General features: G+C 59.0%; 9 protein-coding genes and 1 tRNA gene. 6 read left to right on the top strand and 4 right to left on the bottom strand.

What is annotated here, in order from left to right; genetic code table 11:
• Window positions 1–82 precede the first annotated feature (82 nt).
• Together PK28_RS05675 and PK28_RS05680 are read left to right on the top strand one after the other, a co-directional pair.
• Complete coding sequence (locus PK28_RS05675) at window positions 83–1960, top strand: ABC transporter ATP-binding protein (protein WP_044512292.1); 1878 nt, start codon at window positions 83–85, stop codon at window positions 1958–1960.
• A gap of 123 nt (window positions 1961–2083) precedes the next feature.
• Window positions 2084–2668, top strand: a complete 585-nt coding sequence (locus tag PK28_RS05680; protein WP_044512294.1) for a DUF4136 domain-containing protein — start codon at window positions 2084–2086, stop codon at window positions 2666–2668.
• A 12-nt stretch (window positions 2669–2680) separates the two neighbouring features.
• On the opposite strand, the gene PK28_RS05685 is transcribed toward PK28_RS05680, so the two are convergent.
• Window positions 2681–3598, bottom strand: a complete 918-nt coding sequence (locus PK28_RS05685) for a hypothetical protein (RefSeq protein ID WP_156126259.1) — start codon at window positions 3596–3598, stop codon at window positions 2681–2683.
• A gap of 109 nt (window positions 3599–3707) precedes the next feature.
• Here PK28_RS05685 and PK28_RS20090 point away from each other — a divergent pair, with 109 nt between their 5' ends.
• A complete protein-coding gene (locus PK28_RS20090) occupies window positions 3708–5705 on the top strand; it encodes a peptidylprolyl isomerase (protein WP_082016975.1) in 1998 nt (665 codons plus the stop codon).
• Complete coding sequence (locus PK28_RS05695; RefSeq protein WP_048825641.1) at window positions 5705–6526, top strand: phosphatase PAP2 family protein; 822 nt, start codon at window positions 5705–5707, stop codon at window positions 6524–6526. The genes PK28_RS20090 and PK28_RS05695 overlap by 1 nt, the downstream gene beginning before the upstream one ends.
• 84 nt (window positions 6527–6610) lie before the next feature.
• Here PK28_RS05695 and PK28_RS05700 read toward each other — a convergent pair whose 3' ends face one another.
• Window positions 6611–6952 (bottom strand): cupin domain-containing protein, encoded by a 342-nt coding sequence (locus tag PK28_RS05700; protein WP_044512297.1) that lies wholly within the window; start codon window positions 6950–6952, stop codon window positions 6611–6613.
• A 168-nt stretch (window positions 6953–7120) separates the two neighbouring features.
• Here PK28_RS05700 and PK28_RS05705 point away from each other — a divergent pair, with 168 nt between their 5' ends.
• Both PK28_RS05705 and cysK read left to right on the top strand, forming a co-directional pair.
• Entirely contained in the window at window positions 7121–7951 is an 831-nt protein-coding gene (locus tag PK28_RS05705) for a serine O-acetyltransferase (protein WP_044512299.1), read from the top strand.
• 87 nt (window positions 7952–8038) lie between these two features.
• A complete protein-coding gene (gene cysK, locus PK28_RS05710; RefSeq protein ID WP_044512301.1) occupies window positions 8039–8959 on the top strand; it encodes a cysteine synthase A in 921 nt (306 codons plus the stop codon).
• A 183-nt stretch (window positions 8960–9142) separates the two neighbouring features.
• Here the strand turns inward: cysK and PK28_RS05715 are convergent.
• A tRNA-Ala gene (locus PK28_RS05715) sits at window positions 9143–9216 on the bottom strand.
• Between the two features lie 147 nt (window positions 9217–9363).
• Window positions 9364–12813: a TonB-dependent receptor gene (locus tag PK28_RS05720; protein ID WP_048825642.1), complete on the bottom strand. Its 3450-nt coding sequence runs from the start codon at window positions 12811–12813 to the stop codon at window positions 9364–9366.
• Between the last annotated feature and the right edge of the window lie 88 nt (window positions 12814–12901).

A 12901-nucleotide genomic window follows, 5' to 3' on the forward strand; every position in this document is an offset into this window, starting at 1 on the left:
GTAGCTCCTGCCGGGCGGTAGTGCGTTCTGCCAAAACGGCCGGCGCTACACTTCGGCGCGAAGTGTGCCATAGCTGCCGCCTATGTCCTGGTACTCCTCCTTTTTAAATTCGATATCGGCCAAAAGACCCCGGCCGGATGGCAAGCCCACGCTCACCGTGCGGGAGCGGGTGTCGGCCCTGCGGCACCTGCCGGCTTTTCTGCGTCTCATCTGGGAGACCAGCCCGGCCCTCACATTAGGCAATATGGCCTTGCGCCTGGTGCGCGCGGCCCTGCCGCTGGCCATGCTGTATGTGGGCCAGCTGATTCTGGATGAGGTCATCAGCCTCAACCGCCTGCCCGCTGCTGAGCGTACGCTTACTCCCGTGCTAAGCCTGCTGGCCCTGGAGTTTGGGCTGGCCGTGCTGTCTGATGCCCTGGGTCGGGCCGTGGCGCTGCTGGATTCTCTGTTAGGCGACCTGTTTGCCAACCGCTCCTCGGTGCGGCTGATGGAGCACGCCGCCGAGCTGGATCTGGACCAGTTTGAAGACAGCACGTTCTACGATAAGTTGGAGCGCGCCCGCCGCCAGACCCTGTCCCGCACCGTGCTTATGTCGCAGGTGCTGGCTCAGGCTCAGGATACCATTACCATGCTGTTTCTGGCCGTGGGACTGGCTGCCTTCAACCCCTGGCTGCTGCTGCTCTTATTAATAGCCGTTATTCCGGCATTTCTGGGCGAGTCGCACTTTAATGAGCGCAGTTACTCCCTGGTGCATTCCTGGACACCCGAGCGGCGCGAGCTGGACTACCTGCGCCAGACCGGCGCTTCCGATGAAACCGCCAAGGAAGTCAAGATTTTTGGCCTGTCGGGCTTTCTCATCAACCGGTTTCGGCTGCTTTCTGATGAGTTTTATCAGAAAAACAAAGTGCTGGCTTTGCGCCGGGCGGGGTGGGGGGCATTCTTTGCGGCCGTGGGGGCGGCGGGCTACTATGCGGCCTACGTGTACATCATCAGCCAGGCCGTGAAGGGCGCTATCAGCATTGGGCAGCTTACGTTTCTGGCGGGTTCTTTTGGGCGGATGCGGGGCTTGCTGGAAGGCATCCTCAGCCGCTTCAGCTCAGTAGCCGAAGGCGCGCTGTACCTGCAGGACTTTTTCGACTTCTTCCACCTGCAGCCCCGCATTGTGCGCGATGAAGCCCGCCCCGTGCGGCCTTTTCCGCAGCCCATTCAGCAGGGCTTCACGTTTGAAAACGTGGGGTTCAAGTACCGCAACGCCAGCGGCTGGGCCCTGCGTAACCTCAACTTTACCCTGCAGGCCGGCGAAAAGCTGGCGCTGGTAGGGGAGAACGGCGCCGGCAAAACCACCCTGGTGAAGCTGCTGGCCCGGCTATACGACCCCACCGAAGGCCGCATTCTGCTGGATGGCCACGACCTGCGCGAGTATGACCCCGCCGAGCTGCGCCAGGAAATTGGCGTCATCTTTCAGGACTTCGTCCGGTTTCAGCTTTCCGCAGGCCAGAACCTGGCCGTGGGGCGCATCGACGAAAAAGACAACCAGCCCCGCATTGAGCAGGCTGCCGCTCAAAGCCTCGCCGACTCCGTAGTACGCAAGCTGCCGGATGGCTACAACCAGATAATTGGCCGCCGCTTCTCTAAAGGAGTAGACCTGAGCGGGGGCGAGTGGCAGAAAATAGCCCTGGGCCGCGCCTACATGCGCGATGCCCAGCTATTGATTCTGGACGAGCCCACCGCCGCCCTGGATGCCCGCGCCGAGCACGAGGTATTCCAGCGCTTCGCCGACCTTACCAAAGGCAAAACCGCCATCCTCATCAGTCACCGCTTCAGCACCGTGCGTATGGCCAACCGCATTCTGGTGATTGAGCACGGGCAGTTTGTGGAAATCGGCTCGCACGCCGAGCTGCTGGCGAAAGGCGGGCGCTACGCTGAGCTGTTTCAGCTGCAGGCAGCCGGTTACCGGTAAGAAATACAGCCGGCCGGAAAGGCCAAAATATTCCGGCCCAGGCGGGTAGTTTTTGCTCTGGTAATCAGTAGCTAAGCTGCGGTAAGATATGTATCTTGATAGATCATATTTTACTATAAGCCTATGAAACCATCAGCCACGCTACTGGTTGCCCTGGGGCTTTCCCTCACGGGCTGCTTCACCGCCTATGAGGCCCAGATTGAATCGGATTATAGTTACAAGGCCGACTTCCGCCGCTACCGCACGTTCTCCTTTGTTTCCGGCGACGGACTGGCGGCCGACACCAGCAAGCTGGGGCAAATTCTGCGCGACGCCATCCGGACCCGCCTGCGCCAGCAGGGCTACCAGCTTACGGACCACCGCCCCGATTTACTCGTGAACTTCCACGTGTATGAGGGCGACCTGCGGTTCCGGGGCTTCGCGCAGCCCACCCTTACTTCCTGGATATCATCGGGGCAGGTAGAGACGGAAACCACGCCCAAGGAGCAGCGGGCCACTTACCAGCCCCTGCGTTTGCTGCTGCGGGAAGGTACGCTCCTCATCACCCTGATTGACAACCGAACGGACCGGGCCATCTGGAATGGCTATGCCGGCGGCGTAACGGTGCCGGCGGGCACCCAGGGCGTAACCGTGCTGCGCCGCTCAGTGCGCTCCATTTTTGATGAGTACCGGGTATTTTCCCAGGGCTACATCAACAGTAAAAAATAAAACCCAGCGGCTCTAGCGGCGCGCCGTCGGAACCCGGAACTGCAGGCCCAGCGAAGGAATAAACGTTACGCCTTTCATCTTGGTAGAGGCGCCGTTCAGCAGCTCGTAGGTGCCGTAGTTCTGGTAGTAAACGGCCAGCGCGGGCAGAATGTAGGCATAGCGGAAGCCAAATTTACCGTTCACGAACATGCCGAAGGAGGCAAAGTTGTTGCGCCGCGTTAGGCCGGGAATCCGGTTGTTGCTGCCCGGCAGGAAAAGCTTTTGAGGCTCAAACCCATAGCGCAGGAACGTGTGGTTATACACCACCCCATAGGATAGCGCGCCTATTTCCTCTTCCGGACCCAGAGAGCGGCTGAACACCAGCGGTATCATCAGGTCGTGGCGGGTAGCCCGGAAATTCAGAAACGAAGTGACATCATCCAGAAAGGGCACGTTAGGGAGCTTAGCCCGTTGCGTGGCGTATTGCAGGCCAATGCTGCCATAGGTAGCGCCAGCAGCGCCGCCGGGGCTTTCCGGGGTGCCCGTGGGTCCCAGAAACTGATACATGGCATCGAACACGTGCGTGCCGAAGGCATATTTATAGCCTACATCCACGCGGTCCACCAGGCCGTAGCGCAGGTACAGGTCAGAGTTGGGCTGAATGGGGTCCAGCACGTAAGCCAGCGCCGCCGTTTGTACCCGCTCTATCCGCTTATTATAGTTAACAGTGTCTTTGCTGGCGGCCGCTTTGGCTTCGTCCTTCACCGCATTGCCCAGCTCGTTCAGGGTGCGGGTGCCCACGTTAAAAACAACATCACCTCCCACTTTAAACTGGCCCTTGGGCGTAACCTTGCCCGAGTGGATAACGGAGCGGGGAGCGGTACAGGAGGCAGCAGCCAGCAGCAGGCCCAGGGCCGGCAGCACACAACGATGGAGTAGGGGAGAGTTCATAGAGGGCGAAGGTAAGCAGCGAACCGGATTTGTTGCTGCGCAGCGAAAACCACGCCGAAGCCATAGCGGGGCTGGCAGGCTCCCTGGAATTTGGCTACTTTGGCTGCCTATGCCACTTCTCCCTTTCTCTCCCCGGGCTGCTTTCTCCGCTGCGCTTCTCCTGAGTATGGCGGCCTGCGCCCCCCGTGTTCCGGCTTCCGGCCCCACCGTAGCCGCACCAGTCGGCCCGCCCAACAAGTATGCCGATGCTACCCTGCGGCAGATAGCCACCGCCCAGGATGAACGCAGTACTAGCGCTCTGCTGCCTTTCCTCAGTAACCCGGAAGCGACGTATCGCCGCGAAGCGGCGCTGGCTTTCGCCTCAGTGCAGGATAAAGCGGCCGTGCCGGCTTTAGCCCGGCTGCTGGCTACTGACCCCGATGCCTCGGTGCGGCGCATGGCCGCCTTTGCCCTGGGGCAAACCGCCGATACCACTGCCGGTGCCGCGGCTCTGTCAGCGCGGATAGCCACGGAGCCCGACCGCGCCGTGCGGCGCTACGTGCTGGAAGCACTGGGCCGCAGTACACCCCGGGCTGGGTTTGAAAGCTTAGTCCGGCTCCCGGCTCCGCTTTTGCAGGATACCAGCGCTCAGGTAGGGCAGGCCTGGGGATTATACCGGGCTGCCCTGCGCGGTATTACGTCCGAGGCGGCCGTTACGCGCGTGGTACAGCTGCTGGCCATGCCCACGCCATACCGGGCCCGCCTGGCCGCGGCCAGTACGCTGGCGCGCATACGCAACCTCAACCTCACGCCCTTCGCTGCCCAAATCACTAAAGCCTGCCAAACCGACCCTGATTATGCCGTGCGGGCGGCCGCCACGCTGGCCCTGGGCAAAGTAAGCGCCCCGGAAGTGCCGGCCACGCTGGCAGCCCTGGCCCGCCGCGACCAGGACTACCGCGTACGGTTAAGCGCGCTACGCGCCATGTCGAAAGCCATGTACAGCCCCGTAAAGGAAGCCGCCTGGGATGCCCTGGCTGATAAGGAAGAACAGGTGGCCCTGGTAGCGGCCGAATTCTTTCTGGCCAATGCCACCGGGGAGCCGGGCTCCTTATTTCTCGATAAAGCTGAGAAAACCACGCCCTGGCGGGTGCGGGCCACGCTGCTGGCAGCAGCCCTCCGGCAGGAAGGGCCCAACCGCGCCGCAATCCGCCAGGCTATTGAGCAGCGGTTTGCCGCAGCCAGCTCCGTGTATGAGAAAGGGTATTTATTGAAAGCCTTAAGCGAAGACCCGGAGGCTTATTCCTTTGTGGAGCAGGCTACTTTTGCTCCTAACCAGCCCGTAGTTTTGGGTACCTATGGCATAGAGGCTTTGGTAGCGCTGCGCCACCAGCCTGGTTTTCCGGCCGCACAGCGCGCGGCGTTTGCGCAGGCCCTGAAGCGCGCTATCAGCAGTGGAGATGTGGCCCTGATGGGAACCGCTGCCGAAGCCATCCGGGACCCCCGGCTGGCGGCAGGAGATGGGTTGCCCGGCCCCGCATTCCTGCGGGAGGCGCAGCGCCGGCTGGTGCTGCCCCGCGACCTGGAAGCCTGGCAATCTATCCAACTCACCCTTGATTATCTGGAGAAAAAGAAGCCCTCCGCGCAGCCCATAGCCAAAGCCGCCACGCACCCCATTGATTGGACCTTGGTACAGACCATTCCGGCGTACCAGAAAGCTGTGGTGCATACCAGCAAAGGCCCCGTTACGCTGGTGCTGCTGGTAGAGCAGGCCCCGGGCTCCGTGGCCAGCTTTGTACAGCTGGTGAAAGCCGGGTTCTACAATCAGAAAAACTTTCACCGCGTGGTGCCCAACTTTGTGGTGCAGGGCGGCTGCCCGCGCGGCGACGGCTGGGGCAGCTCCGACTATAACCTGCGCTCTGAATTTGCCGATCTTCGCTATAACGAAGGCGCCGTGGGCCTGGCCTCAGCCGGGAAAGACACGGAAAGCTGCCAGTGGTTTATCACCCATTCTCCCACGCCGCACCTGGATGGCCGCTACACCATTTTTGCGCAGGTAGACCGGGGAATGGAGGTTGTCAGCCAGCTGGCGATAGGGGATACTATTGACCGTATTGAACTGTTGCCGTAATGAGCCATTTATCCCTGATGCTACCCGCACGCTCGCGCAACCTGGCTGCGCTATTCATGTGGCTATGGATTAGCCTGGCTGTCACGCCGCTTCAGGCCCAAACCACGGCCCCAACGGACTCCGTGCATAAGTATGAGGTGCCGGGCCAGGCCAAGCGCTGGTACCAGACCAAAGCAGTGCGGGCCACGGCCATTCCGGTGCTGCTCATTGGCTATGGCCTTACCACCATCAATGGCAACGGCATTTACAGTAGCTACGATGCCCAGCGCGACCTGCATCGCCACTTCCCCAACTTCCACACCAAGGTAGATGACTACCTGGTACTGGCGCCCTATCTGGAGCTGGCGGCCACCACACTGGCTGGGGTAGAGTCGCACAACGACCGGCTGAACATGGCATTGGTGATTGTAAAGTCGGAGCTGATTTTTGGCGCAATAGTCACGGGCCTGAAGTATACCACTAACATCCGCCGGCCCGATGGCTCCAATATGCATTCGTTTCCCTCGGGGCACACGGCGCAGGCGTTTCTGGCGGCCAGCATCGTGCATACCGAGTTTCGGGACAAAAGCCAATGGTACGGGGTAGGAGCTTATACATTGGCCACCAGCGTAGCGGCCCTGCGCATGCTCAACAACCGCCACTGGCAGAGTGATGTGGTAGCGGGGGCTGGCATCGGTATTCTTTCGGCCCACCTCGGCTACCTCACGCACCGCAACCGTTGGGGGCGCAAGCCCATGGGCCGTTCTATCGGGCACGTCTCGGCCACCCCCTGGCAAAGCCTGGATGCCACGGGCCTGCGCGTAGTAGTCAGCCTACGCTAACGGAGGAGGTCAGCCTGTTCCGTAACCACAACTGCCCGCCCTGTAAACTCAGGGCGGGCAGTTTCATAAGTGGCAGACGGTACCTTATTTGTCCTCGCGCCCGTGCACGTGGGCCGGGGGCGAGGTAGTTTCTACGGCCGTAAAGGGCTCCAGTATTTTATAGCTGTGCTCGGCGCCCCTGGGAACCACCCAGGAGTTGCCGGGCTCCAATAACACCATTTGGCCGGCCACGTGCAGCTCGGCGCGCCCACTGATAACGTAGCCCACGGTTTCATAAGGGCGGGCAGCGGGCTCCTTTGCCGCGGCCGGCTGCTCGTTTTCCCAGAGACGCATGGCCATATGAATACCGGAAGCCAGGTATTTTTCGCCATCGTGGCCCTTAGGCGAGTAGGCAGAATCAACTTTGGTGATGGTCGTGTCAGACATAATAAGTACAGCTGATGTAAAAAATGAAAGAACAGATTCTATATTTCCAGCTAACGCGCCCTTGAGCCGTGCGGTTACCTTTGGCTAAACCTTCCCGTTCTGCCGGGGTTATGTACGCCCAGCCTGGGGCGCCCTCGTATAAGGAGGTCGGCTTAGCTACTCTTTTTTATGGATTCCACCTTTATTCGTACGCTGGCTCAGGCCCATCAGCAGGTAGCGGCCCCGGTACCGGGCGAAGCCCTGTGCCACCTGGCCGAGCAAGTATTAAACGTACTGTTTCCGGAGCGCACCGAGCATCCGCTATCCACGGAAGAGGACATTGCCGCCACGTTGCAGAAGCTACAGCAGCACCTGGTAGCTATTCTCATGGCTTTGCCGATGGAGCCCGCCCTGGCCGAGGAAACAGCCGCCCACTTATTTAGCCGGCTTCCTGCCCTGCACCAGTTGCTTTTGCTGGATGCCGCCGCCATTGTGGCGGCCGACCCGGCCGCGCAGGGGCATACGGAAGTAGTGCGCACCTACCCGGGCTTCTATGCTATTGCCTTATACCGGCTGGCGCACGCCCTGCATCAACTGAAAATTCCTCTGCTGCCGCGCATGCTCAGCGAGTACGCGCACGCCCGCACCGGTATCGATATCCACCCCGGGGCGCAGATTGGTTCCTCGTTCTGCATCGACCACGGCACCGGCCTCGTTATCGGGGAAACCGCCGTAATCGGGACGCACGTGAAGATATTCCAGGGCGTTACGCTGGGCGCCCTTAGCGTAACCAAAGAGCTGGCCAACATTAAACGCCACCCCACTATTGAGGATTACGTGGTGATTTACGCCGGCGCCACCATTCTGGGCGGCAGCACGGTAGTAGGCAGCCACAGTATCATTGGGGGCAATGTCTGGCTCACGGAAAGCGTGCCCTCGCACTCCCGGGTGTACCACCGGGCCCAGATACACGTCACCCGCACCGAGGACCCTACCGCCGACTTCACGTTTTCTATCTGAGCCGCCCTGGCCTTATTGCTGCGCCAGTAGTTCCGTCGCTTCTTATTAATTCTAATATCTGACATCAGTAACACCTAAGCCTTCCTCATGAAAGTCAACACCATTCTGGATACCATTGGCAACACCCCGCTGTTGCGCCTCAACCGCCTGTTTGCGCACCGCCCCGATGTAGAAGTCTGGATGAAGCTGGAGCGGGCCAACCCCGGCGGCAGCATCAAAGACCGGATTGCGCTGGCCATGGTAGAACAGGCCGAGCAAGACGGTACCCTCACCCCGGACATGACCATTGTAGAGCCCACCTCCGGCAATACCGGCGTGGGCCTGGCCATGGTAGCCGCCGTGAAAGGCTACAAGATTATCATTGTCATGCCCGAGTCCATGTCCATTGAGCGCCGCCGCCTGATGGCCGCGTATGGTGCCGAGCTGGAGCTGACACCCCGCGAGAAAGGCACCAAAGGCGCTATTGAGCGGGCTCAGGAAATCGTGAAGAACACACCCGGCACCTGGATGCCCATGCAGTTCGATAACCCCGCCAACGTGAAGGTGCATATCGAAACCACGGCCGCCGAAATCCTGCGGGATGCCCCCGAAGGTTTCGACTACTACATTACGGGGGTAGGCACTGGTGGCCACCTCACCGGCGTGGCGGAAGTACTGAAACCCAAATTCCCGAACCTGAAAGTGTTTGCCGTAGAGCCGGAGCTTTCTCCGGTTATCAGTGGCGGCGCTCCTGGCCCACACCCGCTACAGGGCATCGGGGCGGGCTTCATTCCCGGCAACCTCCACCAGGACGTGCTGGATGGCACCATCCAGATCAGCCAGCAGGAAGCCTATGAAATGACCCGGCGCGCGGCCCGGGAAGAAGGCATCTTTGTGGGAATATCCTCCGGGGCTTCCCTGGCGGCCGTAGCTAAAAAGCTGGATGAGGTTCCGCAGGGTGGCCGCGTGCTCACCTTCTGCTACGATACCGGCGAGCGGTATCTGTCGGTAGAAGGCTTGTTCGTATAAACCGCTTCTGGCATCTGGCTTCATCAGATGGGGTAAACGAGTTTTTCCCCGGAACTACTTTGTTCACGGTTCACCAACAAAAAACGCCCGGCAATTTGCCGGGCGTTTTTTGTTAAGGCTAATGCAGCTGCGCATTGGGCATAAAAAAAGCCCGACTGGTTAAGTCGGGCTTTTAAGAAAAAGTGGAGAATATCGGAGTCGAACCGATGACCTCTTGCATGCCATGCAAGCGCTCTAGCCAGCTGAGCTAATCCCCCTTATTTCAAATTACCAGCTGCCGTGAAGCGTTTGGTGGGACAAAAGTACAGCCGATATCTGAATCTGCAAGCACTGGGGTGCATTTTTTATAAAAAAAGAGGGCGGAGAAATCTCTCCGCCCTCTTTTAGCTAACTAAGCCGCTGACTTAGTTGAAGATGTAGCGCAGGCCAACCTGACCCTGCCAGCGCGAACCAATACCACCGGTATCGTTGCGGAAGGTGCGGGACAGCGGAGTGCCTGGGGTTACCGAAGTAACACCGTTGACCGTAGAGGTAGATGGGCGCGTGAGGTAGCTGTACTCAAATACCGGCTGACCTTGGGCATTGTAGCCAACATAGGACAGAGGGTTGGTACGGTTCGTCTGCTGGAAAGTACCCCAGTCGCTGTTCAACAGGTTGCCCACGTTGAAGATATCGATACTCAGCTGCAGCGTGTTGCGGTTCTCACCCAGGTCGGTGAAGATATCCTGCAACAGACGCACGTCGAGGCGGTTCTGCCATGGACGAACGCCACCGTTGCGCTCAGCGTATTCGCCGCGGTTCTTGCTCAGGTACTTATCCTGCTGGATGTAAGCATCCAGATCAGCCCACTGCTGAGCAGCCGTGTAGGTGAATGCCTGGGGCGTATTAGCGAAGAAGTTCTGATCACGCAGGTTGATTTCGCTCTGGTTGCGGGGAATGTACATCAGGTCGTTCGACGTCTGGTTGTCACCGTTCATGTCACCGGAGTATACATACGAGAAGCGACCGGCCGGAGCAGCCTCGAAGAACATGGAGAGCGTAGTGCCCAGGTGGCCCAGGTACTCCTTGCGGTACGACAGCGAACCAATTACGCGGTGCTGCTGCAGGAAGTTGGAGTAGCTCAGCGCTTCCGCGTTCGGGTCACCGGATACGGAACGGTCACGCCAGATAGACTGGGCAATCGAGCCACCATCGTTTACCGAGCGGGCATCGGAGTAGGTGTAAGCAGCACTCACGAACAGACCGCCGGTGAAGGCTTTCTGCAGCTGGGCCGTAACCGCGTAGGAATAACCCTTGTTAGAGTTCTTCATTACGATGGCGTCGCTGATGTTTGGCGCAGCAGCGGTGTTGCCATTCGGCAAGTTGTTCGGGTTAGGCTTAGGAGCCGGGATGAAACCGTAGATCTGGTAGTTTTTGGAAGGGCTGTATACACCTGATTTGGTCGGATCCAGGTTATAGAAGATCGGACGGTTATCGGCCCCATTAGCACGGGCATAAGGAGAATTCTCGCTGCCGGGCAGGTTCACGTTCTGGTGATATACCGAGTTAAGGTCGCGGGTGTAGAAGGCTTCCAGGGTACCAATGATACCACCGGGCAGTTCCTGGTCAACGGCCAGGTTAGTACGCCAAACCTGCGGGAATTTGAAGTCCTTGTCCGTTACAGCCAGGTTATAAGCCGTGTTAGCAGAAGCATTCTGCGGACGGTAAGCATCTACGCTCGGATCGAAGGGATAAACAGAGGCATTGGGTTTGGCCGAGCCATCGGGGTTGGTAGTAGCTACCGAGCCAGGGGTGCTGAACGAGCCAAACTGCACACCGTTGTTGCTGGCCTGGTTAGACAGCCATACAAACGGTACGCGGCCGGTGAAGATACCGGTACCACCACGCAGCTGGGTTTTGCTGTCGCCGTTCACGTCCCAGTTGAAACCAACGCGGGGCGAGAGCAGCACACGCTTCTTGGGAACTTCGCCGGTGTTAATTTTTACACCATCGCGGAAGGTAAGAGCAGCCGCATTCGTGTTCTGCTGGAGGTCCGAGGTCAGGAAAGGAAGGTCAGCGCGGATGCCGTACGTTACTTTCAGGTTGTTGAGCGGCGACCATTCGTCCTGAGCATACAGGCCCAGCTGGGCGGCCGTAATTTCCGCGAAGGGGAACTCACCACCCGGCAGAGCCGAGTACTGCAGATTGTAGCGGGCCGGGCCGGGGCGTACCTCGCCAGCGGGCAGAGGAGAAATGCTGGGGTTGCCGGGGTTCGTGGTACGGTCGTAGTTATAACCAGCCGAGGCGTAGAAATCCTCCAGTGAGTTGAAGGAATAGTTACCGTAGTAGCTGGGGGCAAAGCCGTTTTTGAACTTGTAGTACTCATTGTAAGTACCCACCGTTACGTTGTGCTTGCCCAGGTAAGCCGTGAAGTTGTCACCAATCTGGTACACATCCGAGTTCAGGACGTTGTTCGCCGAGAAAGGCTCGTAACCAAACGAGGTAAGGGAGTTGGTAGCCGTGATGCCGCCCAAAGCAGCACCGGTGCTCCGGCCTGTTGCGGTACCAATGTCAACCAGCGGGAAAATACCGCCGCTGCTCTCGCGGAAGTCACGGAAAGCCGTGTAACCCGCCGTCAGGTTGTTGGAGTACTTACCACCACCCAGCGTGCTGTTCAGTTCAGCAATGAACGAATTCAGGTTGTTGTTGATGGTGTAGTAAGACGAGGAGAAGGGCAGACCAAACTGCGACTGAGAGCGTTGGCCGGCAATAGCGCCCGAGGTGCTCGGGGGAATATCACCGTACGACTGCAGCCAGTTGTACTTAATGTTGAAGCGGTGGTTCTGGGTAATGTTCCAGTCCAGCTTAATGGTTGCCTTGTCGCTGTTCGAGCGCAGCTGATAGTTCTCGTAGTCGCCGGCATTGAACTGATATTTCTCCTGCAGGAAGTTGCGCAGGAAGTCCAGGTCGGAAGCCGAAGCCTGGGAGGTCTGCGAGCCAGCAGGAGGAGGCGTGTTAGAGCGGTTAGCCGTGAAGTTGCCCGTTGGGGGGTCGTTACGACGCTCACGCTCCGCGTTTACGAAGAAGAACAGCTTGTCCTTGATGATAGGGCCACCGAAACGGAAGCCTTCGTTGTGCAGGCGGAACTTAGGGTAGTCCTGCTCAAAGTCACCTACTTTGCTGCCTACCAGTTTCTGGTCGCGGTAGAAACCGTACAGCGAGCCGGTAAATTTGTTGGTACCGGAACGGGTTACTACGTTAATGCCGGCACCCGTAAACGAGCCCTGACGAACGTCGAAAGGAGCAATGCTTACCTGAATCTGGTCAATTGCGTCCAGGGAGATAGGCTGTGCGCCGGCCTGGCTGCCTACGGTAGACTGCAGACCAAAAGCGTTGTTAAAGATAGCACCGTCAATGGTTACGTTGTTGAAGCTGCTGCTGCGGCCACCAAAGCTGTTACCGTTAGACTGCGGCGTGAGACGCGTATAGTCCTGCAGGGAGCGGTTGATGGTGGGCAGACGCTCAATCTGCTCGCGGGCAACCGTGGTAGCGGCACCGGTGCGGTCAGAGTTGATAACCGGGTTCTGCTGACCAGTTACGGTTACGTTACCCAGCTCCGTGGTAGCTTCGCTCAGGTTGATGTCCAGACGCTGGTTCTGACCCAGCGACAAAGACAACCCTTCACGGATAGCATCCTTGTAGCCAATAAAGGTTACGCGCACGGTGTAGGGACCACCTACCCGCATGTTCTGGATGTTGAAGCGGCCTTCCGAGTTGGTGGGGGCCACATACTGGGTGTTAGTAGGCGTGTGGATGGCAATAACCGTAGCCCCGGGAAGCCCGGCGCCGGCCTTGTCGGTAATAGTACCGTTCATGGCCGCTGTGGTTGTGCCTTGAGCCCAGCCTGTGTTAGTGAATGCCACCGCGAGCAACAGCAGTATACTCAAACGGAGAAGAAGTGTT

The sequence above is a fragment of the Hymenobacter sp. DG25B genome, from assembly GCF_000801315.1.
GTDB lineage: Bacteria > Bacteroidota > Bacteroidia > Cytophagales > Hymenobacteraceae > Hymenobacter.

Excerpts from the sequence above, each read along its gene's own strand:
- PK28_RS05685 (WP_156126259.1), bottom strand. The coding sequence starts at position 3,598 with ATGAACTCTCCCCTACTCCATCGTTGTGTGCTGCCGGCCCTGGGCCTG.
- PK28_RS20090 (WP_082016975.1), top strand. The coding sequence starts at position 3,708 with ATGCCACTTCTCCCTTTCTCTCCCCGGGCTGCTTTCTCCGCTGCGCTT.
- PK28_RS05680 (WP_044512294.1), top strand. The coding sequence starts at position 2,084 with ATGAAACCATCAGCCACGCTACTGGTTGCCCTGGGGCTTTCCCTCACG.
- PK28_RS05700 (WP_044512297.1), bottom strand. The coding sequence starts at position 6,952 with ATGTCTGACACGACCATCACCAAAGTTGATTCTGCCTACTCGCCTAAG.
- PK28_RS05675 (WP_044512292.1), top strand. The coding sequence starts at position 83 with ATGTCCTGGTACTCCTCCTTTTTAAATTCGATATCGGCCAAAAGACCC.
- cysK (WP_044512301.1), top strand. The coding sequence starts at position 8,039 with ATGAAAGTCAACACCATTCTGGATACCATTGGCAACACCCCGCTGTTG.
- PK28_RS05695 (WP_048825641.1), top strand. The coding sequence starts at position 5,705 with ATGAGCCATTTATCCCTGATGCTACCCGCACGCTCGCGCAACCTGGCT.
- PK28_RS05705 (WP_044512299.1), top strand. The coding sequence starts at position 7,121 with ATGGATTCCACCTTTATTCGTACGCTGGCTCAGGCCCATCAGCAGGTA.
- PK28_RS05720 (WP_048825642.1), bottom strand. The coding sequence starts at position 12,813 with ATGAACGGTACTATTACCGACAAGGCCGGCGCCGGGCTTCCCGGGGCT.